21 protein-coding genes and 1 pseudogene are annotated in these 25,564 nt (G+C 70.9%); 1 reads left to right on the plus strand and 21 read right to left on the minus strand.

Annotation, left to right across the window (positions count from 1 at the left end; genetic code table 11):
- The 20 genes and pseudogenes from ABNT58_RS12490 to ABNT58_RS12585 form a co-directional block, all read right to left on the minus strand.
- Positions 1–308, minus strand: a pseudogene (locus tag ABNT58_RS12490) (hypothetical protein); the annotation flags it as partial.
- Positions 309–310: 2 nt separating this feature from the next.
- Positions 311–1,054 (minus strand): hypothetical protein, encoded by a 744-nt coding sequence (locus ABNT58_RS12495; protein ID WP_348753801.1) that lies wholly within the window; start codon positions 1,052–1,054, stop codon positions 311–313.
- Positions 1,055–1,119: 65 nt separating this feature from the next.
- Positions 1,120–3,435 (minus strand): mechanosensitive ion channel domain-containing protein, encoded by a 2,316-nt coding sequence (locus ABNT58_RS12500; protein WP_348753802.1) that lies wholly within the window; start codon positions 3,433–3,435, stop codon positions 1,120–1,122.
- Positions 3,436–3,929: 494 nt separating this feature from the next.
- The gene (locus ABNT58_RS12505) at positions 3,930–4,433 is read right to left on the minus strand and encodes a response regulator (protein ID WP_348753803.1); all 504 of its coding nucleotides are present in this window, start codon (positions 4,431–4,433) and stop codon (positions 3,930–3,932) included.
- Entirely contained in the window at positions 4,430–5,725 is a 1,296-nt protein-coding gene (locus tag ABNT58_RS12510) for an HD domain-containing phosphohydrolase (RefSeq protein WP_348753804.1), read from the minus strand. Before ABNT58_RS12510 ends, ABNT58_RS12505 begins: the two co-directional genes overlap by 4 nt.
- Entirely contained in the window at positions 5,722–6,624 is a 903-nt protein-coding gene (locus ABNT58_RS12515; RefSeq protein ID WP_348753805.1) for an ATP-binding protein, read from the minus strand. Before ABNT58_RS12515 ends, ABNT58_RS12510 begins: the two co-directional genes overlap by 4 nt.
- Positions 6,625–6,629: 5 nt before the next feature.
- A complete protein-coding gene (locus ABNT58_RS12520; RefSeq protein WP_348753806.1) occupies positions 6,630–7,481 on the minus strand; it encodes an HDOD domain-containing protein in 852 nt (283 codons plus the stop codon).
- Positions 7,478–7,618 carry a hypothetical protein gene (locus ABNT58_RS12525; RefSeq protein WP_348753807.1) on the minus strand — a complete coding sequence of 47 codons (141 nt, stop codon included), beginning with the start codon at positions 7,616–7,618 and terminating at the stop codon, positions 7,478–7,480. The genes ABNT58_RS12520 and ABNT58_RS12525 overlap by 4 nt, the downstream gene beginning before the upstream one ends.
- Complete coding sequence (locus tag ABNT58_RS12530; RefSeq protein ID WP_348753808.1) at positions 7,615–10,437, minus strand: EAL domain-containing protein; 2,823 nt, start codon at positions 10,435–10,437, stop codon at positions 7,615–7,617. Before ABNT58_RS12530 ends, ABNT58_RS12525 begins: the two co-directional genes overlap by 4 nt.
- Before the next feature lie 167 nt (positions 10,438–10,604).
- On the minus strand, positions 10,605–12,077 hold the full coding sequence (locus tag ABNT58_RS12535; protein WP_348753809.1) for a PLP-dependent aminotransferase family protein: 1,473 nt from the start codon (positions 12,075–12,077) through the stop codon (positions 10,605–10,607).
- Between the two features lie 489 nt (positions 12,078–12,566).
- Entirely contained in the window at positions 12,567–13,805 is a 1,239-nt protein-coding gene (locus tag ABNT58_RS12540; protein WP_348753810.1) for a methyl-accepting chemotaxis protein, read from the minus strand.
- A gap of 3 nt (positions 13,806–13,808) precedes the next feature.
- A complete protein-coding gene (locus ABNT58_RS12545; RefSeq protein WP_348753811.1) occupies positions 13,809–14,177 on the minus strand; it encodes a response regulator in 369 nt (122 codons plus the stop codon).
- 1 nt (position 14,178) lies between these two features.
- Positions 14,179–14,406, minus strand: coding sequence for a hypothetical protein (locus tag ABNT58_RS12550; protein ID WP_348753812.1), 228 nt, complete (start codon positions 14,404–14,406; stop codon positions 14,179–14,181).
- Positions 14,406–16,778: a chemotaxis protein CheA gene (locus ABNT58_RS12555; RefSeq protein WP_348753813.1), complete on the minus strand. Its 2,373-nt coding sequence runs from the start codon at positions 16,776–16,778 to the stop codon at positions 14,406–14,408. The genes ABNT58_RS12550 and ABNT58_RS12555 overlap by 1 nt, the downstream gene beginning before the upstream one ends.
- Positions 16,775–17,209, minus strand: coding sequence for a response regulator (locus ABNT58_RS12560; RefSeq protein ID WP_348753814.1), 435 nt, complete (start codon positions 17,207–17,209; stop codon positions 16,775–16,777). Before ABNT58_RS12560 ends, ABNT58_RS12555 begins: the two co-directional genes overlap by 4 nt.
- Positions 17,206–18,075: a protein-glutamate O-methyltransferase CheR gene (locus tag ABNT58_RS12565; protein WP_348753815.1), complete on the minus strand. Its 870-nt coding sequence runs from the start codon at positions 18,073–18,075 to the stop codon at positions 17,206–17,208. The genes ABNT58_RS12560 and ABNT58_RS12565 overlap by 4 nt, the downstream gene beginning before the upstream one ends.
- Entirely contained in the window at positions 18,076–18,702 is a 627-nt protein-coding gene (locus ABNT58_RS12570) for a HEAT repeat domain-containing protein (protein ID WP_348753816.1), read from the minus strand. It abuts the gene before it with no gap.
- 23 nt (positions 18,703–18,725) lie between these two features.
- Positions 18,726–19,838, minus strand: coding sequence for a chemotaxis-specific protein-glutamate methyltransferase CheB (cheB, locus tag ABNT58_RS12575; RefSeq protein WP_348753817.1), 1,113 nt, complete (start codon positions 19,836–19,838; stop codon positions 18,726–18,728).
- A gap of 13 nt (positions 19,839–19,851) precedes the next feature.
- Positions 19,852–21,453 carry a chemotaxis protein CheW gene (locus ABNT58_RS12580; RefSeq protein ID WP_348753818.1) on the minus strand — a complete coding sequence of 534 codons (1,602 nt, stop codon included), beginning with the start codon at positions 21,451–21,453 and terminating at the stop codon, positions 19,852–19,854.
- A 38-nt stretch (positions 21,454–21,491) separates the two neighbouring features.
- Positions 21,492–23,405, minus strand: coding sequence for a methyl-accepting chemotaxis protein (locus tag ABNT58_RS12585; RefSeq protein ID WP_348753819.1), 1,914 nt, complete (start codon positions 23,403–23,405; stop codon positions 21,492–21,494).
- A 228-nt stretch (positions 23,406–23,633) separates the two neighbouring features.
- Here ABNT58_RS12585 and ABNT58_RS12590 point away from each other — a divergent pair, with 228 nt between their 5' ends.
- A complete protein-coding gene (locus tag ABNT58_RS12590) occupies positions 23,634–24,527 on the plus strand; it encodes a PIG-L deacetylase family protein (RefSeq protein ID WP_348753820.1) in 894 nt (297 codons plus the stop codon).
- Here ABNT58_RS12590 and ABNT58_RS12595 read toward each other — a convergent pair.
- Positions 24,505–25,401, minus strand: a complete 897-nt coding sequence (locus tag ABNT58_RS12595) for an NAD(P)-dependent oxidoreductase (protein WP_348753821.1) — start codon at positions 25,399–25,401, stop codon at positions 24,505–24,507. The two genes, ABNT58_RS12590 and ABNT58_RS12595, sit on opposite strands and share 23 nt — an antisense overlap.
- Positions 25,402–25,564: the final 163 nt, after the last annotated feature.

Here is a 25,564-nt window from a genome sequence, read left to right on the forward strand (position 1 = left end):
GCCAGACCGCCCAGCAGGCACCACAGGCCCGCGCTGGTGCGAAGCCATTGGGCCGATTTGGCGCGCCCGCGGGCCGGCCGCCACAGCAGCCGCCACACCCCCACAGCCGGTAGCGCCAGCAGCGCGGCCAGCAGCCACAGCCCCGGCAGCAGCAGCCAGGTGGCGCCCAGCAACACCGGCAGGCCGGCCAGCAGGCTCAGCGCCAGCGCGGCCCACAGCAGGGTCGACAGGCGGATGGCCAGCTTTTGTCGCGCGGAGGCGGCGGTGGGGTTTGGGGCGGCGGCCGCCCGCGGTGCAGCGTCGTTCACCTTCAGAACTTGCGCCCGGCGCCCCAGTCGCCCACGTCGCACTTGCCGGAGAAGCCGGGCTTGTCCTTGATCTCCACCATGCCGGTGCGGCGGTCGATCTGCACGTTGAGGCGGTTCAGGCCGCTGACGTGGTATCGGGCGGTGATGCTGTCTGGTGACATGCGCACGTCTTCCAGTTGCCACCAGCCGTCCACACCGCCGGAGTTGAGCGGCGGGATCATCTTGCCGCTGAGGTGGATGCGTCCGCCACCGTCGCGGAACTCGAACTGCACGCCGGTCTGAAACTGCTCGTCGGCGGTTTCCGTGCGTTGCGTGGGCTCATAGTGCTTGCGCTTGTCGTTCCACTCGTAGCCGGAGTGGCTGGCGTACACCGCATGTTCACCCTGGCCATAGCACACCAATGTGAGCGTGTCCGGCTGGTGCGGCCGTGGCGGCGGTGCGGTGGCCACCCCACCGGGGCGGCAGTTCTGCTCCGGGATGCGGCTGATCGAGGCATAACGGCCATCGTCGGTGGCGATGGCCACGCAGGCGCGCTGCACGTCGCTCCACCACAGCGTCCACGATTGGTCGCGCACCCGCGTGGCCCGCACCTGCTGGTAGCCACGCGCCTGCATCTGCGTCTCGCCGCCCGCACCGCGCGCACCGACCAGGTCGGCCAGGTCGGTGGGTGTCTGCGCGTGGGCCTGCGGCACCGCCAGCACACCGGTCAACACGATGGCGATGACGCCCGGTCTGAGCATGCGCATGGTGACTCCTGATTGCTGCGGCGGGATGATGGCATCGGGCAGCGAAGTTCGCTGTAGGTCAAGGACTACGAGGCAGCCGTCGGCGGGGTCCGGCGCAGGTGGATGTCGAGCTGGTTGTACGGGATGTCGATGCCCTCGGCCTGCAGCGCCGCCAGCGTGCGGGCCAGCAGTTCGCTGCGCAGGCTGCCCCAGGCGCCGATGTCCTGTGTCCAGGCCCTCAGCACGAAGTTCAACGCGCTGTCGCCATAGCCGGTGAGCTGAGCCGCCGGCGGCGGCTGCGCAGCGATGCCGGGCAGGCGGCGCGCCACTTCTTCCAGCAGGGCCAGCACCCTCGACGGATCGGTGTCGTAGGCGGCAGTCACCGTGATCTCGATGCGGCGGCTGCGGTCGAACAGGGTCCAGTTGGTGAGGTTGCTGCTGACCAGCAGCCCGTTGGGCACCACCACGTCGGCGCCTTCGTAAGTGCGGATGATGGTGGCGCGCAGACCGATCTCGCGCACGGTGCCGGCCGTCGGGCCCACCTCCACCAGGTCACCGGGCTGGATGGGCCGCTCGACCATCAACACCAGGCCCGAGACGAAGTTGTTCACCACGTTCTGCAGCCCGAAGCCAATGCCCACGCCCAGCGCGCCGAAGACCAGCGCCAGCTGGCTGACCTGGAAGCCCGCCGCCGACAGGGCCACCAGGGTGCCGAGCAGCAGCACGCCGTAGTAGCTGAGCGAGGCAATGCTGTTGCCGGCGCCGCGCGGCAGCCCGGCGTGGCCCGGCAGTTCGTCGCGCAGCAGACGCCGCACGGCGCGCGCGGCCCAGTAGGCCAGCGCGACCGACACCATGAACACCAGCACGTCACCCAGGTGCACCGATACCTGGCCTACCTCGACCCCCAGGCCCAGCACTTCCATGCCCACCCGTTGCAGCGGGCGCAGCACCCGGAAGCGGTCCATCGCGTACAGCAGCCAGCCCAGGCCGGCACCGAGGGCCAGCAGGCGCATGCCGGCCTTGAGCACCACCGGTTCATGCTGGCGCACCAGCCGGCGACGCGCCACCTCCGGCTGGTCGAGGATGGCCAGCACGAGGCCGGTGCCCGCCGCGACGGCCGCGGTCAGCAGCAGCGCCATGTAGCCGCTGTCAATGACGCCGCTGGTGAGCGTTTCGGCCAGGGAGACGTTGCCCACCAGGTTGCAGGCCGCGGCAACGGACAGCAAGGCGAGTGCAGTCCAGGCGGTCGGTCGCACCAGGCGTTGCAGCAGGCCGGCCGGGCCATCCACCCCCGCCGGCACAGGCCGACCCAGCAGCCAGAGCGTGAGCGCCAGCGCCACGCCGTTGAGCAGCAGCAGGAAGAGGCGGTACAGCGCCGGGTCGGCGACGGCCGCCACACCGACGCGGTCGAGCGCATACAGCGCGATGGCTGCCTGCGGCCAGGCGCCCAGCGTGCGCAAGAGGCTGGCGGGCAGCAGCCGCAACACCGGCAACAGCGCCAAGGCCAGCGCTGCCTCCTGCACCAGCATCGGTGCATCGGGCTCCAGCACCAGCACGGCCAGCATGGCCAGCAGCAGCCAGGCCGAGATCGGCCGGCGCAGGGCCTGCGCCACGCGGTGCGGCGGCGAAGCGGCGCCCTGGGCTTGCGCGCCCTGGCGCCGACTGCGGACCACCAGCCACAGGATCAGCGGCAACAGCAGCAGCTGCACGATGCGCAGGGCTTGCTGGTTGCCGGTGTGAGCCGCGTGGTAGTCGATGGCGAACTGGCGTTCGATCTGCAGGCCGCTCACCACCTGCTCCCAGGCCGTGCGGGAGCCGACGCTGGTCCCCAGGCCCTGCCACAGCGGCGACACGTCGGTTTGCAGCAGGCGGCGGTCCAGGTCGTCGATGGCCGCTGCCACGTCATTGCTGCCGGCGCGGATGCGCGCTTTTACATCGCTGGCGCGCTGCGTCAGCGCCAGCTGCCGGGTCAGGGCAGCGCCCAGCCCGGCCTCGGCCTCGTCGATCTGCCCCTGCAGGGCTTGCACACGCTCTGCCAGAGCGGGCGGCAGGACATCGAGTTGACCCGCCGTGCGCGTGGCCGCCCAGGCTGCGCGACGCTGCGACAACTCGACGGCCGCATCGCCGTAGGGCGCCAGGGCCCAGCGTGCCTGCAGCTCCCAGGTGGCAAAGCGGCGCGCGTCGAAGTCCCAATGCCGGGCCAGGCTCTCCAGGCGCATGATGGGCAGCAGGTGCAAGGCGCCGCCCGCGCTTTGGGCGAGCTTGGCCTCCACAGGCCGCACGATGGCATCCAGCGAGCGACCCAGACGGTCGGACGGGTCAGGCGCCTGCAGCAGCTGGCGAGCGCGGTCCACGCGCTGCTGATCCTCGTCGGCACGGGCCAGCAGGTCGGACACAGGCACCGGCGCAGTCAAGGCGGCAGAAGCGCTGGCACCACCGGCCGGCACGCTCTGCGCCCAGCTGGCCACAAAAGCCGTCAGCGCCCACGACAGCAGCGCTGCACGCCCCAGGCAGTGCAGGACGCTCAGGGCGCGAGAAAGCGGTAGGTGGCGCATGCGGGGGCGATTGTGCACAGCCCAGGTCCAGTGCATGGCTTGCACAGGCGGGGGCCATTTCTGTGGTGCAGGTAGCGCCGTCGCGCGCCGCCTTCTGCCGGCAGAGGTCGCAGGCGCCGAGGGGCGGTCCTGCAGCGGGAGCGGGCGATCAAGCTTCCAGCCAGGGCGGCTGCTGTCGGCCACTACCGGTCGGTCGCCCCGCGCGCCCAGTCGTGGCCTCGACGAGCGGCTGAACGACAGGTTTCCGGCGGCGAGTCGCCGCCTGTCTTCGGCTTGACCCGGCCATGAACGGTCAGCCGGACAGTGCAGCAGTGCTTGGGTGGATCCGTCGGCGGGCGCATTCAAGAACTGGCGGGCTTGGTCGGCAGGTCGCCCGGCATCAGCACCTCTCCGTTGGGCCCCCAGTCGACCCGGGTGATGCCGGGTTCCAGCGCCTCCAGCCGGCGTCGTTCCAGTTCGCCCTCGCTCGGCGTGGCGCTCGGGTCGAAGGCGAGCGCGGCCCGCAGGTCCGCCAGCAACTGCGGCTCGCTCCACGGCTTCGGGATGTAGCGGAACACGCCGGCCAGATTCACCGCGTCGACGACGGCGCCGAAATCGGCCGAGGCGCTGAGCATCATGCGCACGATGCGCGGGTCCAGGTCCCTGGCGCGGGCGAGCAGGCTCACGCCGTCCAGCCCCGGCATCCGGTAGTCGCTGACCAGCACGTCGAACCGCGCCCGGTGCAGTCGCTGCAGCGCCTTCAGGGGATCGGCACAGAGCTCCACCTCGAGCTGCTGCGGCTCGAAGTGCCGGCGCAGTGCGTGCAGCACCGGCGTCTGGTCGTCGACGATCAACAGGCGCTTCACCGTTCGGCCTCCCCGGGTGCATGGACCGTCAGCGTCACCGCCAGGCCATGCTTGCGTTCGAAGGCACGGATGCGGCCGATCAGGTCTTCGGTCAGTTTCTGTCCGGCCGACAGCAGCAGCACGCCCTCGGGCGACACAAAATCCTGCGCCAGCGTGTGGCCGGCGCGCAGGTCCGAACTGCCCAGGCGCTGCGTCGACCGGGCCGGCCTGGCCGGTGCGGCCGAGAACAGCTGGTCGAAGGCGTCGACGACCGCCGGGTCGAAGCGGCTGCCGCGGCCGGCCTGCACGACCTGGCGCGCTTCGAGGATGCCCAGCGCGTGGCCGTCGATCCGGCCCCCGCGCAGATCCTCAAAGGCATCGGCCACTGCCAGGATGCGGGCCCCGAGCGGGATCGCCGCCCCGCGCAGGCCGTCCGGAAAGCCCTGCCCGTCCCAGCGCTCGTGGTGGGCGCGGATCAGCGGCGCCACGCCCTGCAGGTCGTCGCTGGCCAGCAGGGCCTGCTCGCCGAGCACCGGGTGCAGCCGGTAGCGCTGCAGTTCGTCGCGGTCGAGGCGGTTCACCGGCCGCGCCAGCACGGCGTCGCTGAGGCCGATGTGCCCGATGTCGTGCAGCAGCGCCGCGATCGGCAGGTCGTGGGCGGTGGCGGCGTCCACCGTCATCGCCTGGGCGATGCGCCGCGTCAGGTCCGCCACCTGGCGCGCATGGCCGAACTGCGCACTGCCTCGCAGGTCGATCAGGGCGGTAAAGGCCTTGATGGAGGTCAGGTAGTTGCGCTTGAGCCGGTCATTGGCCGCCGCCAGCTCCGCGGTGCGCAGCCCGACGCGCGCCTCCAGCTCCGCGTTCAGTGTCTTCAGCTCTTCGTTCTGCCGGTGGGTCAGCCGCTCCAGCGCCGCCTTCTCGGCCTCCACCTGCTGGCCTCGAGCGACCTGGCGCAGCGTCAGCAGCAGCTCGTCGTCGTTCCAGGGCTTGGTGATGTAGCGGTGCAGCCGGCCGCGGTTGATGGCGGCGATCGTGGCGCCGAGGTCGGCCTGCCCCGTCAGCAGCAGCCTGGCGGTGCGCGGCCAGCTGCGGCCGACCTCTTCGAGCAGCTGCACGCCGTCCATGCCCGGCATGCGCATGTCCGAAAGCACCGCGTCGACGGGTTCCCTGGCCAGCAGCGCCAGCGCCTCTTCGGCGCGTTCGGCCGTCAGGAAGCGCCATCCGGTGGTGCGGAACAGCCGCCGCAGCGCGGCCAGGATGTTCGGCTCGTCGTCGACGGCCAGCAGCGTCCACGGCGCATCGGCGGCGTTCATTCGGTGCCCGCCTCGCCGGTCGGGCGGCGCACCGGCAGCGTCACCCGGAAGCAGGAGCCGCGGCCCGGTTCGCTGCGCACGTCGATGCGGCCATGGTGCTTCTGCACGATGCCGTAGGCCAGCGACAGGCCCAGGCCCGTGCCGCGGCCCACCGGCTTGGTGGTGAAGAACGGGTCGAAGATGCGCTGCCGGTGTTCGGGCGCGATGCCGCAGCCGTTGTCCTCGACCTCCACCCAGACCTCGTTGCCGGCGTGAGCACTGCGCACTACGATCAGCCCCCGCTGCGGCCCGATGGCATGGGCCGCGTTGACCAGCAGGTTCAGGAACACCTGGTTCAGCTCCGAAGGCAGGCAGTCGATGTTCGGCAGGGCGCCGTACTCACGGTGGACGTCGGCGCGGTACTTGATCTCGTTGGCGACGATGTTCAGCGTCGAGTCGATGCCTTGGTGCAGCGAGGCCGAGACCCACTCCTGGTGGGTGTCCACCCGCGAGAAGTCCTTCAGGTCCTGCACGATCTTGCGCACGCGTGACAGGCCCTCCTTGGACTCCCCGAGCAGCAGCGGGATGTCCTGCTTCAGGTAGTCCAGCTCGACCCGCTCGCGGATCGCCGCAAGCCGGGCCGCGACGGCCCCGTCGGCCAGCGCAGGTTCCGCCTGCTCGTAGGCCGCCAGCATCTCGAACAGCCGCTGGAGATAGACCTCCAGCGTGCCGAAGTTGGAGAACACGTAGCCGATCGGATTGTTGATCTCGTGCGCCACACCGGCGGCGAGCTGGCCGATCGAAGCCAGCCTTTCGGCCTGCAGCAGTTGGTGCTGCGCGCTGCGCAGGCTTTCGTTGAGCGCACGCAGCTCCTGGTTCGCGCGCTGCAGGGAGACGAGTTCGGGTTCGGAGTCCGGCATGGTCTTCAAGGAAACAGTGCGTCGCACAGGGTCTGGAACTGGTGCTCGGTCTGGGCGAACAGCCGCATGCAGGCCGCGTCGTCCAGGCCGCAGGCGGCCCAGAGCGGCAGCACCAGCGTCGGCACCGCCTCGTCCGCGTCGCCGGCCAGCCCCAGCGCATGCGCGATGCCGTCGGCCACATGCGCCAGGCCCGTCAAGGTGAGTCCGGCCTCCGCCGGCGGTGCGTGATGCTCCCGGATGGCATCCACGATGGCCGGCGCGAAGTTCCACTGCCGTGCGATCAACCCGCCGACCTCGGCGTGATCGAGGCCGAGCACCGCGCGCTCGGCTTCGCAGGCGGTGCAGTCCGTGTCGCGCCGCCATCGTTCGGCCGCGGCATAGGCCGGCGCAAACGCGCTGGCCAGCGCCATCCGGCCGATGTCGTGCAGCAGGCCGACCGTGAAGGCCAGGTCGGCGTCGTTGCGGCCCAGCTCGCCGGCCAGCGCCTGGGCACACAGCGCGCTGCTGATCGAGTGGCGCCAGAAGCTGTCGTGGTCGAAGGCTGCATGGCGCCGGAAGCTGCCGGCCAGCCCCGCCGCCGTGACCACGCCGCGCACCGTGCGCAGGCCGAGCACGCCGATCGCCTCGGCCACCGAGCGCACCTGCCGGCCACGCCCGTAGAACGAGGAATTGGCCAGCCGCAGCGTCTTGGCCGCCAGGGCCTGGTCGCGGGAGATCTTGGCCGCGTACTGCCCGGCGCTGAGCTCCTCGTGGCCCAGCGATTCCACCAGTTCGAGCACCACCGAGGGCAGCGGCGGCAGGTCGCGCAGCGCGGCGAGCAGTTCGGCGCGTGCGATCGGCAAGAGGGTCGTGGTCATCGGGCAGGCGCCTGGCGATAGCGCTGCACGACGTGCAGCAGCGGGTGCACGCGACCTTCGCGCAGGCTGTGGCGGAACAGGTGGGTCAGCGCCTGTGGCAGCGCCGCCGGGGCGGCAGGAATGACGGGGGTGCTCATCGGGCAGCCCCGGACTGCGGCAGCAGCACCAGCAGGCGGCCGCGGGCGTGGCCCGTCAAGGCCCGGCTCATCGCCCACCAGCGGCGATCCACCAGCGTGACGAGCAGGGCCTGGCCCTCCAGCGCCGGCTGCAGCGCCGGCGGCAGCTGCTCGACCGCGGGCGTGCCCAGCAGGACGCCACCGCGTCCGCACAGCACCCGGGCCGGCGCGTTGACAAACACCAGCAGGCCTTCGTCGTCGATGCCAAACACCGGCACCGGCACGGCGTCGAGCAGCTCCTGCGCCGCCTCCCGGGTGCCGACCTCGCGCTCATTCTGTTCGCGTTGTGCCGCCAGCAGCGACTGCAGACGCGCGTTCAGCTCGGCCAGTTCGCGGTTGGCGGCCTGGACCTCCTGGTCGAGGCGGCGGTTGCGGTCGGCCAGTTCCTTCAACGCGAAGGCCTCGCGCAGGTGGGCCCGCAGCTCGTCGTCGTCCCAGGGCTTGGCGAGGAACTTGTAGATGGCACCCTCGTTGATCGCATCGGTGATCGACTGCAGCTCGGTGTAGCCCGACAGCACCAGCCGGATCGTGTCCGGGTAAAGCTGCCGGGCCCGCCGCAGCAGCTCGACGCCGGTCATGCCGGGCATGCGCTGGTCGGACAGGATCACGTCGATCGGGTGGCGGGCCAGGAGCTGCAGCGCCTGCTCGGCGCTGCAGGCGCTGAGCACCCGCCAGCCCTCGGCGCGCAGCAGCCGGCGCAGCGCGGCCACGATGTTGTCCTCGTCGTCCACCAGCAGCAAGGTGCGCTGCTGGTCGCGCCGCCCCAGCAGCGCCGGATCGATCTGTCGCCCTTCCTGCAGCATGACCGCGACCTCCGCAGCGGGCATCGCGGCGCTGAACCAGTAGCCCTGCATCTGGTCGCACTGGTTGGCGGCCAGCAGCGCCGCCTGGCCTTCGCTCTCGACACCTTCGGCCAGCACCTTCATCCGCAGGCCGTGTGCCATCGTGATGATGGCGCGCGTGATCGACACGTCCTCCGCGGGCGCCGCGACGTCGGGCACCAGCGAGCGGTCGATCTTCACCACGTCCACCGGCAGCCGGCGCAGGTAGCTGAGGCTGGAGTAGCCGGTGCCGAAGTCATCGAGCGAGACCTCGACGCCGAGCGCGCGCAGCTCCTGCAGGTGCCGCACGGCCTGGTCGAACTTGGCGATCAGCATGCTCTCGGTGACCTCGACGCCGAACAGGCGCGGGTCGAGGCCGGACGCGGCGAGCAGGCCTTCGATGCGCCGCGCCAGATCCGGCTGCAGCAGCTGCCGCGCCGACAGGTTGACCGCCATGCGCAGCGGCGGCAGCCCGGCCCGCTGCCAGGCCGCCGCCTGCTCGATGGCGCGCCGCAGCACCCAGTCGCCGATGGCGACGATCAGGCCGGTCTCCTCGGCAATCGGGATGAACCGATCCGGCGCGATGCGGCCCAGCGTCGGATGCTGCCAGCGCAGCAGGGCCTCGACGCCGACGATGCGGCCGTGGACGAGATCGACCTGCGGCTGGTAATGCAGATCCAGCTGATCGTCGCGCAGCGCATGGCGCAGCGCGTTCTCCAGCGCCAGCCGTTCGGGGTCGTCCTCGTGCGGCATGCCGGCATAGACGCTCACCTGGTTGCGGCCCAGCAGCTTGGCCTGGTGCAGCGCGGCGTTCGCGCGCCGCAACAGGGTGTCGGAGCGGTCGCCATCGGCTGGCGCTGTGGCGATGCCGATGCTGCAGGTGATGTGGACCTCGTGCCCTTCGATGACCATCGGCCGGGCGATGCCGTCGAGCAGGGCCTGCGCCGTGTGCAACGGAGGCGCCGACGGTGCCGGCATCACGATGACGAACTCGTCGCCGCCGCGTCGCGCCACCAGGTCGGTGCTGCGCACGGTGGCGGCGATGCGCTGTGCCGCTTCGCGCAGCACCGCATCGCCGATATGCGGGCCCAGTCCGTCGTTGATGCGCTTGAAGCGATCGAGCTCGAGCACCAGCACCGCGGTGTGGCGGGTCGTCTGCAGCGTCGTGCCCAGGCGCTCGAACAGCAGCTGGCGGTTGGGCAGCCCGGTGAGTTCGTCGAACTGCAGCAGCTGGCGGATGCGGCGCTCGGCGGCCCGACGCTCGCGGATGTCGTCGATGCAGACGTGCGCGAAGGAGGTGCTGTCGCTGGTCACCAGGCTCACGGACACGTCGACCGGAATCTCATGCCCCTGCTGGTGGCGCACGCTGGTCTCGAAACGCAGGGAACCGCTTTCGCACAGCTCGTGCCAGCGCTGCGGCCAGTGGGCCATGTCGACCTGCGTATCGATGTCGGGCACGCGCAGGCGCAGCAGCTGCTCCCTCGACAGCCCGAGCAGCCGGCAGGCGGCAGCGTTGGCATCGCGGAAGGCGCCGTCGGGGCCCACCTGCAGCAGCGCGTCGTTGGCCTGCTCGACGGCATGGCGCGTGAGCTGCAGCTGATGCTGCGCCTGCTCCCGCTCGGTGACGTCGCGCGCTGACGGGATCAGCCAGGCCACCTGGCCCTCCGTGTCGTAAAGCGGCAGCAGCGAAAAGTCCATCGCCAGCAGCGCGCCGCTGCTCGTGGCCACCCGCACATCGAAGCGCGAGGCCTCGCCGCGCAAGGCGCCCTCCACCGCCTGCTGCAACCGTTGCCGCGACAGCTCGCAGGCCTGCCACCAGGGGGTGGTGTCGAAGCGCCTGCCGAGCACCTGCTCCGGCGAGCTTTCAATGGCACTGAGCGCCGCCTGGTTGGCATAGCGCAGCACGCCCTCGGTATCGAGCAGGCCGGCAAAGATGGATGGCCCGAGCCGATCCAGCACCTCGTGCAGGGCGGTCTCGACGGCGGACGGCCGTGGGTCGGCCTCCGCTGGCGTCAATGCGGGCGGGCAGGGCGGCATGGGCGTGACGACTCGGATGTGCACATGGCCGCAGTCTGCGCCGCCGTTGGCGTCGGCGGCCCGAGCAGTTGCGGGCCTGGCCGACCGGATCAGATGGACGGCTGCCCGGCGGTCTCTGTGCGCACGGCGTCAGCGGCCAGTCGCGCCAGCGTGCGAACGGCGCCCTCGAGCGTCGCATCCCACGGCTGCCCGCCGTTCAGCCGGATGTGGTGCTGGAAATCGGCCCGGGCCGAGAACATCGGACCCGGGGCGAGGCTGATGCGCTGCGCCAGTGCGGCGCGATGCAGCGCCATCGCATCCACCCCGACCGACAGCTCGACCCAGAGGAAGTAGCCACCCGCCGGCCGCACCGCCCGCGTGCCGTCCGGGAAGTGCCGGGTGACGGCATCGAACAGACTGTCGCGACGCGCCTGCAGCGCCCGGCGCAGGCTGCGCAGGTGGCGGTCGTAGCCGCCTTCCTGCAGGTATTCGGCCACCGCCGCCTGCACGGGAATCGACCCGGACAGGCTCGTCATCAGCTTCAGCCGCTGCACTTCGTGCGCCCAACGCCCGGGCGCGGCCCAGCCGACCCGGTAGCCGGGCGCCAGGCACTTGGAGAAGGACGAACAGTGCAGCACCAGGCCACGGCGGTCGTAGGCCTTGGCAGGCAGGGGCGCCGCGTTGCCCTCGTACAGCTCGGCATAGACGTCGTCCTCGATCAGCGGCAGGTCGTGGCGGCCCAGCAGCTCGACGAGGTCGCGCTTCTTCGCCTGGGGCATCAGGCTGCCGAGCGGATTCTGGAAGTTCGTCATCAGCCAGCAGGCCTTGGGCCGGTAGAGCTCGATCACCTGCGCCAAGCGCCCGAGATCGATGCCCTCGCGGCAATGCGTCGGCACCTCGATCGCGCGCAGGCCCAGGCGCTGCAGCGCCTGCAGCGCGACGTAGAAGGTGGGCGACTCCACCACCACCGCGTCACCCGGGCGCGTGACCGCGTTCAGGCACAGATTCAAGGCCTCCATCGCGCCGTGAGTGAGCACGATCTCCTCGGTGGCGATCGGAAGACCCTGCCGCAGATAGCGCTTGGCGATCTCCCGCCGCAGCCGCAGGTTGCCCGGCGGCAGGTCGTCGACCATGTTCCAGGGCTCGAGCCGCCGCGTGCTGGAGACCAGCGCCCGGCGCAACCTGTCCAACGGAAACAGCTTGGGATCAGGAAAGGCGGATCCAAACGGCACGATGTCGCGGGCGCGCGCAGAACCCAGGATCTCGCACACCAGGTCGTTGACCGCGACGGTCTTGGCGCCGGACTGCGGCTCCGTGGTTCGCGGCTCACCAAGCAGCACGCCATCGGCACGCGCGGCCACGAAGTACCCTGAGCGCGGCACCGCGCGAACGAGGCCGCGCGATTCCAGCAGGTAGTAGGCCTGGAACACCGTGCTGGGGCTGAGCCCCCGGCCTGCGCAGGTCTGGCGCACGGAAGGCAGCCGGTCACCGGGGCGCAGAACGCCGGTCGCGATCTGGTGCTCGATCTCCCGGGCCAGCACCTCGTACCTGGGAACGGAGGCGGAAGTGGAGGATGTGGGCATGGTGGCAGCACCGCGCCTCAGTCCAACCACTGGCAGCGTAGGGGAGCGTTGAGCCAGTCTACAGATTCAATGGCCCATTGCAATCAAGCCTTGCCCCAGCGGATGTGGGGACCGAGGACGCGGGCCTTGGAACGCCACCCGCCACACCCGAGGCGCAACAGATCTTCCGTTTCGTGCGGGCAAAGTTCGCTTCGGGTCGAAAGCCGTCGCTCGGTGCCGGCCTTGCAAGGGTCCGCACCCAGTCTTGATCCGACGTTCATCAAACCGCCTGCGACACACCCTTCCGTCCGCCTGCCGTCATTCGGCATCGGCGCATTGGCGGCAGATATCGCTGGGCTGGCGCCTGTCGTCGCCCGGCCGGCGCAGCGCGGCTGACGGGTTCAGCGCCTCCACACCCTCGCCGAGGCAGAGCCCGCGGCCGAGTGCGTGAAGGTTGCCATCGAGCAGTTGCTCAGCTGCCTGGCGGTGAATGCCGTGGCCATGCCGCCGTCAGAACAACTCGATCCGCGCCCCGCCTGCACCTGCCAGGGCGGCGCCGGCGGGTGGTGCCTCGGCGGCCGCGGCTGACTCGCCCTTGGTGCCGCGGTCGTGTGCCACGCGCTGGGCGTTCATCACGTAGTTCTGGGTCCAGCGGCCCAGCAGCTCTTCCAGCAGCACCGGCGGCGGCGGGGCCTTGCCGTCGATCAGTGCATAGATCTGCGCGAAGTGCTCCGACAGGCTGGCCAGCGCGGCATTGATCTGCTCCAGCAGCTGGCGGTTGATGTCCTGGAACTGCATGTCGCCCAGCGCGCTGATGATGTCGCCGTTGACGCTGGACATGCCGCTGTCCATGTCGGTCGACAGCTTGGACAGGTAGGGCACCACCTCCGACAGCGTGTCGCCCATGGTCTGGATGTGCTGCGCGATCTCGCCCAGCTGGTGGGTGCTGCTGTCGCCGAGCTGGCCGTCGGCGGCCGACATCTCCTCGTCGATGGCGGCGGCCGCACGGGCGATGCCCTGCGTGATCTGCCGCGCCGCATCGTTGGTGAGGGTGGACAGGCGCCGCACCTCGGTGGCCACCACCTTGAAGCCCGCGCCTTCGCGGCCCGCGCGGGCCGCCTCCACGCTGGCGTTGATCGACAGCAGGTTGGTCTGGCGCGAGATCTCGTCGATGGTGGCCGATAGCGGCAGCAGCTGGCGCACCCGCTCGGCCACTGCGCGCACACGCTCGCGGTAGGCCTGCTGCTCGACCTCGAAGCGGGCCTGGTGCTGCGCCAGCGCGGCCACGGCCTGGCCATGCTGGCCGGCCTGGCCGAGCGAATCGGCCGACAGCCGCTGCGAGCGGGTCACCGCTTCCATGATGCGGCCGCGCAGCTCTTCGGTTTCGCGGTGCACGCGGTTCATGCGCTCGCCCATCGACATCACCGCCGCTTCGGAGGTCTGGATGGTGACTTCCACCTGCTGGCGCAGCACGTTGAAGGCCTGGCGCAAGGTGTGGATGTCCTGCGTGACCACGGCCACGGTGCGCCGGCGGTGGCCCGACAGGATGGGCGCCGTGCGCCGGCCCAGCCACAGGCCGACCAGCGCACCCGGTGCCAGGCCCGCCAGCACCGAGGGGGTGACGACTTGGGGCCACACCACCCAGCCCAGCATGCCGGCCGCCGCCAGCACGCCCAGGCCTGTCGTGGTTTGCAAGAGGGAAGCCCAGCGCTTGCGCGCCTGGGCTTGGGGGGAGGTGCTGTCAGGCATCGCTCAAGCTCCTGGTACCACCTGCTTGATCACCTTCAGGAGATCGGCCCCGCCGACGGGCTTGACCAACCAGCCCGTGGCACCGTGTTTCTTGGCCTCGTCGCGCTTGGCCTGCTGGCTCTCGGTGGTCAGGGCCAGGATGGGCGTGAAGCGCACCAGCTTGCGGGCCTCGCGGATCAGGCCGATGCCGTCGAGCTTGGGCATGTTGATGTCGGTGATGATCAGGTCGGGCTTGAGGCCGCCCTTGAGCTTGTTCAGCGCCACCTCGCCATCGGTGGCGGTGTCCACCTGGTAGCCGCTGATCTCCAGCGTGTTCTTCAGGCTCATCAACATGGTCGCGGAGTCGTCGACCAGAAAGATGTTCTTCTTCATCTCAGTTCCTTGTCAGGGCGGCACGAAGCCAGGGGTCGGGGGGTGGCGCCACCACCTGGGGGGCCAGCGCCATCAGGGTCTGCAGCACCGCCGCATGCAGGTGTTCGCACTTGCCCAGGTGCACGGCCGGCGCCTTCTGCGCCTGCAGCCATTGGCCCAGGGCCTCGGCGTCTTCCACGCTCACATGGCCTTCCAGGGCCGCGTGTTTCTTCAGGTAGCGGATGCCCATCAGAGCAGCTCCTTGGGGTTGAGGATCATCAGCACGCTGCCGTCGCCCATCAGCGCGGTGCCGGCAAAGCCGGTGAGGCCGGCCAGCACGCCTTCCAGCGGCTTGAGGATGATGTCGCTGGTGCCGTGGAACTCGTCGACCAGCAGGCCGATGGTGTCCGAGCCGATGCGCAGCACCAGCACCGCATGCTCCTGGTCGGCATTCAGGCGCGGCGGCTCGTCCAGCCCCAGCATGTCGTTGAGGTTGCGCAGCGGCACGATGCGCCCGCGCAGCACCACGGTCTGCGCGTCCTTGAAGCGGTGGATGTCGTCCGCATGCACCCGCACCGTTTCCACGATCAGGTTCATCGGCACGCCGAAGCGGCGGCCCGCGGTCTCGATCATCATCACGTTGGTCACGGCCATCGACAGCGGCAGCGCCAGCCGCACCGTGGTGCCCTGGCCGCGCACGCTGCTCAGCGACACGCTGCCGTGGATGGCTTCCACCGCCGAGCGCACCACGTCCATGCCCACGCCGCGGCCCGAGAGGTCGCTGATCTGCTGCGCGGTGCTGAAGCCGGGCAGGAACACCAGCTGCACCGCGTCCTCTTCGCTCAGCGCATCGGCACGGTCGGCCGGAATCAGCCCGCGCTCGGCGGCCTTGGCGCGCACCTTGTCGGTGTCGATGCCGGTGCCGTCGTCGGTGATCTCGATCAGCACGCGGTCGCCGTCCTGGCGGGCGCTCACCCGCAGCAGGCCGCAGCGCGGCTTGCCGGCGGCGGCCCGAACTTCGGGCGTTTCCAGCCCATGGTCCAGGCTGTTGCGCACGATGTGGATCAGCGGGTCGGCCAGGCACTCGATGACGTTCTTGTCGGCCTCGGTGTCACCGCCTTCGATCACCAGCTCCACCTCCTTGCCCAGTCGCTTGGAGATGTCGCGCACCAGCCGCACGAAGCGCTGGAAGATGGTGCCCACCGGCAGCAGCCGCACCTGCATGATGGCGTGCTGCATGTCCTCGGCGATGCGGTTGATCACCGAGTACTGCGTCTTGATCTCGCGCGCCAGCTCGCGCTGCTGGAACACCGTCTCGGCCCGGGTGGCCAGGTAGGGCAGGGCGTTCTTGGCCACCACCATCTCGCCGATCAGGTCCATCAGCCGGTCGATCTTGTCCTGGCCCACCTTGAGCAGGCGCGGCGTGCCGCCAGCGGCCTCGTCCACGGGCGCGGGGGCCTGCGCCGGGCGGCGCACCGCCGGGGCGCTGGCGGCGCCGCTGCTGGCGGACCGCACCGCGCCGGCCCCGGAGTAGGGCGTGCCCGCCGGCTGCTGCGCTTCAGCCCAGGCCTGCAAGGCGTCCACGCTGGTGGGCAGCGGCGGCAGCCCTTCGCCCTGATGGGGCATCGACTGGATCAGCCGGCCCAGGGCCACGCGCACCGCAGCCACCGTGCCGGGTGCCACGCCGGGGCGCTGCAGCAGCGCGCGCTGCTCGTTCCACAGCTGGCCCAGGCGGCGCTGCAGCAGCGCTTCGGCCTCGGGTTCCGCCGGCTGGGTGACGGGCTGCAACTGCGGCTGCGACTGCAACTGCGGCTGCGGCTGCGCGGCGGCGGTGAATTCGTGCCAGTCCAGCTGCTCGGGCACGTAGCGGAAATGGTCTTCCAGGTAGGCGCGCGGGGCCTCGCTCACCAGCAGCAACTGCAGGTTGCAGCGGTAGCAATCGAAGTCCGCCGGCGCGGGCCAGGGCTCCACCGGGCTGGCGGCCAGGTGCAGCAGGCCCGGCATCGTGCGCGCGGTGTGCAGCGGATCGTCGCCGTTGAAGAAGGCCTCGGCCCCGGGCCGGTAGCGCACGGCCACGCGGCCGGGGCGGGCCAGCTCGGGCGGCAGGGCCCGGGCCCAGTCGGGCACCGGCGCCGGCGCGGCGGCCCGGGTGTCGGCGGGCGCGGCAGCCGCGGCCAGCTGGTCGGGGGCGGCGGTGTCGGCGTGGTCGGCGTTGCTGGCGCCCGCATCGCCGGCCTGCGTGCGCAGCGCGCCGGCCAGCTGCTGCACCCGGCCGTCGATGCCTTCGGGCAGGCCGCCGTGCGCGCTGATGTGGTCCAGCATCTCGGCCGCGCAGTCCATGGCTTCCAGCAGCGCATCGGCGATGGCGGTGGTCATGCGCAGCGTGCCGCTGCGCATGCGTTCCAGCACGTCTTCGCCGGCATGGGCCAGGCGTTCCAGCGCCTCGAACTCGAACAGGCCGCTGTTGCCCTTGAGGGTGTGCACCTGCCGGAACAGCTCATTGATCAGCTCGGTGTCGCCGGGGTCGCGTTCCACGTCCAGCAGCCGCTTGCCGATCAGCTCCAGCCCCTCGCGCGATTCGGCGACGAACTGGTCCAGCACTTCGCTCATGTTGGTGTTCATGCCGGCACCCCCAGCGCCAGGTGGGCGGCGGCGGCGCGGCGGGCCGCGGCCCGGTCGCCCAGCAGCAGCGCGGCCGTGAGCACCAGCTCGCAGGGCTTGGCGGGCTTGAGCAGGTAGGCATTGGCACCGGCTTCCTGCGCGGCGCTGGCGTCGTGGGCCTGCGCCTCGGTGCTGACCATCAGCACCGGCGTCTGTGCCAGCTCGGGCTGGCGGCGCAGCGCCCGCACGAAGCTGTAGCCGTCCATGCGCGGCATGTTGATGTCGCACACGTACAGGTCGTAGGGCGCTTCCAGCGCCTGGGCCGCGGCCTTTTCCAGCGCTTCCATGCCGTTGACGGCTTCGTCCACCTGCCAGCCGGCGTCGGTGAGCATCTTGCGGTGGTACAGCCGCACGGTGGCGGCATCGTCGATGACGAGGATGTGGGCCTTCAAGCGGGGCCTCCTTCCAGCGGTTTCTGATGGACCATGGCGGCCGGAAAGCGGCGGACCTGGAACAGCGAGGTGATGCGGCTCATCGACTCGGAATGGCCCAGGCAGACGAAGCCGCCGGGGTTGAGCGCATCGAACATGGCTTCGGCCGCCGCGCGGCGCGAGGCATCGTCGAAATAGATCAGCAGGTTGCGGCAGAAGATGAGGTCGATGTCGCGGAAGCGCCGCGTGTCCGCCGGGTCGGACAGGTTCACGCGCGAGAACTCCACCGCCTGCACCAGGTCGCGGCTGATCGCATAGTCGCCGCCGGCCTGCCGGGTGAAATACTTCTGCAGCAGCGGCGGTGGCAGCTGGCCCACCGAGCGCGGCGAGTAGATGCCGCGTTCGGCCTGCGCCAGCACCTGGGTGTCGATGTCGGAGCTGAGGATCTCCACCTCGTAGTCGTCGATCAGCCGCCAGCGCTCCAGCAGGTAGATGGCGATGGAGTACGGCTCTTCGCCGGTGGAAGAAGGAATGCTCCAGATGCGGATGCGGCCGCCCGGCCGCTTGCGCCTGGCGATCTCGTCCAGCATGCCGTTGACCATGGCATCGAACTGGTAGGTCTCACGGAAGAAGTAGGTCTCGTTGACCGTCATCGTGTTGACCAGCCGCTGCAGCTCGTCGCCGCTGCGCTCGAAGCGCAGGGCCATGAAGTAGCTGCGGAAGTCGTCGGCACCGGTGGCGTCGATGCGCTCGAGGATGCGCTTGTCGACGAAGTAGCGCTTGCTGTCGTCGAAGTGGATGCCGGTCTTGCGATAGAAGAAGTCGCGGAACTTGGCGAAGTCCGCGTCGCTGATCTGCCGGCTGTCGGCATCGGCCAGGCTTTTCATTCAGTGGGCCTCGATGCGTTGCAGCGCCATGTCGGTGGCAAAGCCGATGAAGGGGTCGCCGGCAAAGCGCTGGGCGGCCGCCCGCAGCGCGGCCACATGCTCGGGGCCGCCCACTTCGGCGAATACCTCGATGGCCGCGGCCACCACGTTCACCGCCGCGTCCTGCTTGAGCACCTGCAGCAGCCAGGCCACGGTGCGCTCATGCTTAAGCTCGGCCAGCAGGTTGACGGTGAAGATGCGCACGTCCACGTCGTCGTCGTGCAGCAGCGCGCCGATTCGGGGCGCCACCGCGGCCGGCATGGTGGCCAGCACCTCGATGGCGCCGTTGCGCAGCTGGGCATCGTCGCTGCGCAGCAGCGGCAGCAGCGCGGCCACCGCCGCATCGCCGGGCATGCCGCCCAGCGCATGCAGGATGGCTTCGCGCACCCGCGGGCTGGGCTCGTCCAGCAGGCGTTCGCCCAGCAGCGTGGCGGCCTGCGCATGCGCGCCCAGGTCGCGCGCGGCCCAGCGGCGCTGGTCCACGTCGCCCTCGCGCAGCTGGGCCATGAGGCCGGTGAGGTCGCGCGGGTACTCGCGCTGCACCACCGGGTGCATGGCCTCGTGGCTGGCCGGCTTCTTCAGTCCCATGGTGTGCTTGCCTCGCAGTGTGGTCAGGCGTGGGCGGGTGCCCACAACATCAGCTGGCGGGCCACGGCCTGGGCATCGAGCACCAGGGTGGCACCGTCGGCCGCGATCAGTTCCTGCGGCATGCCGAAGACGACGGCGCTGCGCTCGGATTCGGCGATGGTGCGGCCGCCGCCGCGCTTGAGCTGCGCCATCGCGCGGGCGCCGTCGTTGCCCATGCCGGTGAGCTGCACGCCGATGAGCTGGGCCGCTGGCAGGTGCTGCAGCGCGCTTTCCACCATCACGTCCACCGACGGGTGCCAGGGATGGCCGGGCGTCTCGGGCCGGGGCTTGACGGTCAGGCGGCCCAGGTACTCGGACACCACCATGTCGGTGCCGCCCTGGGCGATGTAGATGGTGCCCGGCTCCACCGGCAGCGCACTGCTGCACTCGCGCACGCGCAGCGCGCACAGGCTGTCCATGCGGCGCGCGAAGGCGGTGGTGAAGTTGGCCGGCATGTGCTGGGCCACCAGCACCGGCCACGGGAAGTCGGCCGGCAGTGCGGGCAGGATGTCTTCCAGCGTGCGCGGCCCGCCGGTGGACACGCCCACCAGCACCAGGCCCTCGGGCCGGCCGACGCGCGCCGGCGGCGCCGGTGCGCGGGCGCGGGCCACGGCGGCCGCGGCCAGCCGCTGCGCCGAGGCGGGGCGGGCTGCGGTGGCCGAAGGGCCGGACCGTGTGCCGGCCTCGGCCGCGGCGCGGTAGCGCGGCCGTGCACGGCTGGCGGCACGCACCTTCTGCAGCAGCTGGTCGGCCACGTCGTCCACGCTCAGCGAGATGGTGCCGCCGGGCTTGGGGATGTAGTCCACCGCGCCCAGCGCCAGCGCTTCCAGCGTGACGCGCGCGCCCTGCTCGGTCAGCGAGCTGAGCATGATCACCGGCGTGGGCCGCGCCTGCATGATCAGGCTCAGCGCGGTCAGGCCGTCCATCTCGGGCATGTTCACGTCCAGCGTCACCACGTCGGGTTGCCAGTCGGTCACCCGCTCGATGCCTTCGGCACCGTTGCGTGCGGTGTCCACCTCGTAACCGGCTTCGGTGAGCACGTTGGACACCAGGCGGCGCATCAGCGCCGAGTCGTCCACCACCAGGACCTTGGGCACTGCCGGCTCCCGTTCAAGCGGCCAGCGGCAGGGCCGGCGCGGCGGCCGGTTCGTCGGCCTGGCCCAGCGCCGTGACGGCCTGTGCCTCGGTGGCCAGCAGCAGCTGGGTGGGGTCGATCAGCATCACCAGGCGGGCGCCGCCGTCCAGCTTCGCCACGCGGGTGATGACGCGGCGCTGCTGGGCCGACAGGTCGGGCGCCTGCTCGATGCTCTGGCGGCAGATGCGCAGCACCTCGGCCACCGAATCGACGATGAAGCCGGTGCGCATGCCGCCGATGTTGAAGACCATGATGCGCTGGCCTTCGTTGCGCTCGATGCTGTCCAGCCCCAGGCGGGCGCGCTGGTCGATCACCGGCAGCACGATGCCGCGCAGGTTGATCACGCCTTCCACGAAGGGCGGCGTGTGCGGCACGCGGGTCAGCGCCTCGGGCACGCGCACGATCTCCTGCACGCTCATGATGGGCACGCCGAACTCTTCGGCGCCGAGTCGGAAGATGACGACCTGCGTGTCGTCGTCGACGTTGCTGTCCCGCGTCATGCCGGGCTCCTCGGTGTTGGAAGGGGAATCGTGGCGGGCCGCCGCATCCAGCGCCTCGCGCATGGCGTCCAGGCCCAGCAGCCGCTCGACGGCAATCACCGCCACCAGGCGCTTGCCGTCGTCCAGCCGGCAGATGCGCTCGAACTCCTGCAGGTTGGCGCTGCCGCTCAGCACTGCGGGCACGGGTTCGGCTTCGGTGGGCTGCAGCGTCAGCACCTCCTTGACGGCATCGGTCAGCAGGCCCACCTGGCCGCCGCCGGGCACGGCCACCACCACGATGCGGTGCGCCTCGTCGGGCGGCAGCGCCGGCAGGCCGAACAGGCTGCGCAGGCTCACCAGCGGCAGCAGCCGCTCGCGCAGCGAGATCAGCCCCAGCACATGGTGGGCGGTGTTGGGCACGCCGGTGATGTGCTCCGGCACCTGCACGATCTCGCGCACCTCGGCGATGTCGATGCCGTATTCCTGCCCGGCCACGGTGAAGCTCACCAGCCGCAGCTCGTCGCTGGCATCGGCGGTCCTGTCGGCCGCTTCGTCGCGGAAGGCACGCTCGCCGGCGGCCAGCGTGGCGCCGGTGGTGCGCTGCAGCGCCGCGAACTGGTCGTCCACCAGGCGCTGGAAGTCGAGGATGGGCATCAGCTGGCGCCGGCCATCGGCCGCGCTGCGGTTGATGACACCGCTCAGGTAGTCGGCCTGCACGATGCTTTGCACCTGGCTGGCCGGTTCGATCTCGGCCCGGTCCACGCTGACCACGCTGGCCACGCGATCGACCACGAAGCCCAGCGGCTGGCCCAGGTTGATCACCAGCGCGCGGGTGGCGTCGTCATGCTCACGGTGGCCGGTGTGCAGCACCCGCCGCAGGTTGACGATGGGCAGCACCCGGCCGCGCAGGTTGGCCAGGCCGTCCAGCGCCGCGGGCGCCAGCGGCAGCCGGGCCACGTCGGGCACGCGGATGATCTCCTGCACCGGGGCCATGGGCACCGCGAACATCTGGTCGGCGATGCTGAAGGTGACGAACTGCTGGTCGCTGGCCGGCAGGGATTGCGCCGGTGCGCCGGCGGGGGACGAGGCGTCGCTCACGGCCACACTCCTTGAACTTCGGGTGGGGAGGGGCGGCTTCAGTTGCTCTGCAGCTCGTCGGCCAGCGAGGCGATCTCCTCGATCGCCGACGACAGCTCCTCGGTGCCCTGGCTTTGCTGGCGGGCGGCGGCGGCGGCCTGCTCGGCCGACTTCTCGGCCTGGGTGGCGGCGGCGCTGACCTGGTCCACGCCGGCCTTGACCTGGGTGATGGCCACCACGATCTCCTGCGCGGAGCTCTGCGCCTCGGCATTGCCCTTGACGATGGCGGCGATGTCGTCCTGCATCGACACCAGGTTGGCGGTGATGGTGCGGGCCTTTTCCACCTCCAGCAGGGCCGAGCCCATGATCTCGGAGAGGTCGCGGCCCACCGCGCCGATCTGGTCCTGGATGCCCTTGACCAGGTCCTTGATGCGCTCGGCGTTCTCGGCCGAGTCGTGGGCCAGGTTGCGGATGTCGGTGGCCACCACCACGAAGCCCTTGCCATACTCGCCGGCGCGTGCCGCTTCGATGTTGCCGTTGACCGCCAGCATGTTGGTCTGGATGCTGACCTGGGTGATCGCATCGACGATCTTGTCGATGCGCCGGCTCACCAGCTCCAGCTCCTTGATCTGCTGGGCGCTGGCGCGGGTGCTGTCCACGCCGGTGGAAATGCTGGTGATCAGGCGGTCGATGTTGGCCTTGTTGTCGTCCATCAGGCCGCGGATGGCGCTGGCCTTTTCCAGGCCGGTGCTGGCGCGCTGCTCGGCCAGCTGCGCACCACGCTCGATCTGGCTGATGGCCGCGGCCGACTGGGCGGTGGCGGCGGCCTGGGTCTGCGCGCCTTTGCGGATCTGGTCCAGCGCCACCATGATCTGGCTGGCCGAGCGGTTGATCTCCTGCACCGCGCTGGAGAGTTCTTCGGCCGAGCTGGCCACCTCTTCGGCGCTCTTGCTGATGTTGGTGCTGTTCTTCAGCTCGTCGGCAATCTCGCTCAGGTTGTGCGCGGTCTGCTCGCATTCCTGCAGCGCGGCGCTTTGCTCCTGCACGGTCTTGGCCGCTTCTTCGGAGGCGGACGACTGCTCGGCCGCGGCCGCGGCGATCTGCTCGGCGCCCTTGAGCGCCTGCTGCGACGCGGTGGCCGACTGCTGCGCGGCGCTGGCGATCTCGGTGGAGCCGGCCACGATGTCGGCCGCCTCGGTGCGGATCTGCTCGAGCTGGCGCAGGATCACGTCGCTCTTTTCGACCTCGCTCTGGATGCTGTCGGACGCCTCGTTGATGCCGGTGGCGATGGTCTTGACCTCGCCCTGGATCTGGCCCACCAGGCTCTGGATCTGCTTGGCGCTTTTTTCGCTGGTCTCGGCCAGGGTGCGCACCTCGTCGGCCACCACCGCAAAGCCCTTGCCATGCTGGCCGGCACGGGCGGCCTCGATGGCGGCGTTCAGGGCCAGCAGGTTGGTCTGGTCGGCGATGCGGGCCACCGCCTTGACGATGTCACCGATGTTGGCGGCTTGGCGTTCCAGCTCGGCCACCATCTTCACGCTTTCGGCCTGGCGCCTGGCGCCCAGCGCCACGTTGGCCACCGTGGCCTGCACCTCGGTGTTGATGCGGGCGGCCAGCGCCTGGCCGTTCTCGGCCTTGGCCTGGGCCACGCCGGCGGCGGTGAGCTGACGCGCAATGGCGCCCGAGACCTGGGTGATGGCGGCCAGCGACTGCTGGGCCGCGCCGGCCGCCTCTTCGGCGCCGGAGGCGATCTGGTCGGCCGCCCGCTTGAGTTCTTCGGCCGCGCTGGCGGCCTCGTTGATGCCCGCCGCCATCTGGCTGGAGGCGGCGGCCACGCGCTCGGCGGCCTGCTGCTGCTTGGCCAGCGTGCGGGCCCGCTTGCGGCTGGCTTCGGCGTCACGCGCCACGGTCTTGGAAATGCCCTTGGCCACCAGGGTGGGCGGAACGGACACGGTGGCATCACGGGACTTCATGACAAGCGACATTGACGACTCCAGGCAACGCTTTTGCACAACAGGAACGTCAGGGATAACGGCGCTTGTTCTGGGGAAATTGATCAGGGTAAGTCAGGATTGCGGGCGGTATGCGAAGTTTTGCTCAGGAATGATTTTGCGGGTCATGCGGAGCCTGCAGCACCGGGTACGGGCCGGGGCGTCAGGCAGCCCCGGGCATGCGATCCTCGCGGCTCACGATGTACCCGCATGACCCTGCCCGTTTCCCCGCCCCCTGAGACCTCGTTCGCGGCGCGCGGCCTGCTTGCTCGCGCTGCGCGTGGCCTGCTGCGCCGCCTGGTGGCCGATGGCCTGCCGCCCGCGGTGCGGCGCGCGCTGCGGCTGCAGCTGGCCCTGGCCCATGCCAGCCAGCAGCCCGCCCTGGTGGCAGCGCCCGCCGGCCGCCGCGTGCTGGTGCTGGCCCCGCATGCCGACGACGAAAGCCTGGGCTGTGGCGGCACGCTGGCGCTGGCCGCGCAGGCCGGTTGCAGCGTGCGGGTGCTGGTGCTCACCGATGGCCGCAAGGGCTACGACCCGGCGCAGCTGCCGCCCGGCGACGACGCCGCGCGCGAGCGCTTCGAAAGTGCGCTGGCCGCGCAGCGGCTGCAGGAAGCCGCGGCCGCCTGCCGCTGCCTGGGCCTGCCGGCGCCGGGCTGCCTGGGCATGCCCGACGGCGCGCTGGCTTCGGCCATCGGCTGGGCGCTGGACCCGCTGGCCGAGCTGCTGGCCGACTGGCAGCCCGAGCTGATCTTCAGCCCCTTCGCCACCGACGCCCACCCCGACCACAGGGCCGCGGCCTGGCTGCTGGCGCGGGCGCTGGCCCGCGTGAAGCTGCCGGCCGATGCGCAGGTGTGGGCCTATGAAACCTGGACGCCGCTGCCGGCCAACACCTTCGTGGACGTCGGCAGCAGCATCGTGGCCAAGCGCGCGGCCATCGCGGCCCATGCCTCGCAGATGGCGGGCACCGACCTGCTGCGGGTGTTCGACGGCCTGGCCGCCTACCGCTCGCTGGGGGCCGGCCGACCGGGCGGCGCGGTGGAGGCCTTCCACCGCGACACGCCCGCCGGCTACATCGACCAGGTCAGGCGGGCTTCGGCGGGTTGAGCGCGGCGATCGCGCGCACCACCGCCACCATGTCCAGGGCGCCGTGCCCCTGGTCCACCGCCTGCTGGAACAAGGCATGCGCCTGGTCCAGCAGCGGGCTGGGCAGCTGCGCCGCCCGCGCCTGCGCGGCCACCAGCTGGCTGTTCATCAGCACGTCGCGGATCGAGGCCTGCACGCTGAAGTCCTGCGCCACCAGCTTGGCCAGCTTCATCTGCGACACGGCGCTGGCCATCGGCCCGGCGTCCAGCACCTGGCGCAGCAGCTCGGTGTCCAGGCCTTGCTGCTGCGCGAAGTGAAAGCTCTCGCACAGCCCGGTGACCAGGGTGATGAGGAAGAGGTTGACCGACAGCTTCATCAGCAATGCCGAAGGCACTGCGCCGCAGGCAAACACCTGCTTGCACACCGGCGCCAGCAGCGGCTGCACCTGCGCCACGTCGGCTGCATCGCCGGCCAGCAGGCCCACCAGCTGCCCGGCCTCGGCCGGCTTGCGTGAGCCGGAGACCGGCGCTTCCACGAAGCGGCCGCCCGCGGCCCGCACGTCGGCCTGCAGGCCTTGCGAGTAGGCGGGCGAGGTGGTGGCCATGTTCACCAGCAGCCGGCCTTGCAGCATGGCCGCGAAGGCCGGCGTGCCACGCTGCAGCGCCTCGTCCAGCGCCGCTTCGCTGGCCAGCATGGTGATGACGACGGGCGCCCCCGCGAACACCTCGGCCGGCGTGGCCAGCGCCTGGGCGCCATGCGCCAGCAGCGCCTGGCCCTTGCCGGGCGAACGGTTCCACACCAGCAGCCGCCGGCCCGCGCGGGCCAGGTTCAGCGCCATCGGCTCACCCATCACGCCCAGGCCGATGAAGCCCAGGGGTGCCACGCCGTCTTCCATCGCAGGCCTTTCCAGCAGGAGATGTCCCGGCGCGCAGCGTAGCGCGCCTGGGGGCCCCCAGTCCCGCCGGGCCGCCCCAAGGGACTGAGCTCCCCCTCGGGGGGGCGCGAGCGCAGCGAGCTTGGGGGCCTCGTCAAGCTGCGCGGCGGCGCGCCAGCCAGCC

Source organism: uncultured Aquincola sp., from assembly GCF_964001545.1.
Classification (GTDB): domain Bacteria; phylum Pseudomonadota; class Gammaproteobacteria; order Burkholderiales; family Burkholderiaceae_C; genus Aquincola.

Coding starts and splice junctions, on each gene's coding strand:
- ABNT58_RS12570 (WP_348753816.1), bottom strand. CDS start 18,702: ATGGGACTGAAGAAGCCGGCCAGCCACGAGGCCATGCACCCGGTGGTG.
- ABNT58_RS12520 (WP_348753806.1), bottom strand. CDS start 7,481: ATGACCACGACCCTCTTGCCGATCGCACGCGCCGAACTGCTCGCCGCG.
- ABNT58_RS12565 (WP_348753815.1), bottom strand. CDS start 18,075: ATGAAAAGCCTGGCCGATGCCGACAGCCGGCAGATCAGCGACGCGGAC.
- ABNT58_RS12510 (WP_348753804.1), bottom strand. CDS start 5,725: ATGAACGCCGCCGATGCGCCGTGGACGCTGCTGGCCGTCGACGACGAG.
- ABNT58_RS12550 (WP_348753812.1), bottom strand. CDS start 14,406: ATGGGCATCCGCTACCTGAAGAAACACGCGGCCCTGGAAGGCCATGTG.
- ABNT58_RS12545 (WP_348753811.1), bottom strand. CDS start 14,177: ATGAAGAAGAACATCTTTCTGGTCGACGACTCCGCGACCATGTTGATG.
- ABNT58_RS12590 (WP_348753820.1), top strand. CDS start 23,634: ATGACCCTGCCCGTTTCCCCGCCCCCTGAGACCTCGTTCGCGGCGCGC.
- ABNT58_RS12585 (WP_348753819.1), bottom strand. CDS start 23,405: ATGAAGTCCCGTGATGCCACCGTGTCCGTTCCGCCCACCCTGGTGGCC.
- ABNT58_RS12540 (WP_348753810.1), bottom strand. CDS start 13,805: ATGCCTGACAGCACCTCCCCCCAAGCCCAGGCGCGCAAGCGCTGGGCT.
- ABNT58_RS12515 (WP_348753805.1), bottom strand. CDS start 6,624: ATGCCGGACTCCGAACCCGAACTCGTCTCCCTGCAGCGCGCGAACCAG.
- ABNT58_RS12525 (WP_348753807.1), bottom strand. CDS start 7,618: ATGAGCACCCCCGTCATTCCTGCCGCCCCGGCGGCGCTGCCACAGGCG.
- ABNT58_RS12555 (WP_348753813.1), bottom strand. CDS start 16,778: ATGAACACCAACATGAGCGAAGTGCTGGACCAGTTCGTCGCCGAATCG.
- ABNT58_RS12595 (WP_348753821.1), bottom strand. CDS start 25,401: ATGGAAGACGGCGTGGCACCCCTGGGCTTCATCGGCCTGGGCGTGATG.
- ABNT58_RS12535 (WP_348753809.1), bottom strand. CDS start 12,077: ATGCCCACATCCTCCACTTCCGCCTCCGTTCCCAGGTACGAGGTGCTG.
- ABNT58_RS12495 (WP_348753801.1), bottom strand. CDS start 1,054: ATGCGCATGCTCAGACCGGGCGTCATCGCCATCGTGTTGACCGGTGTG.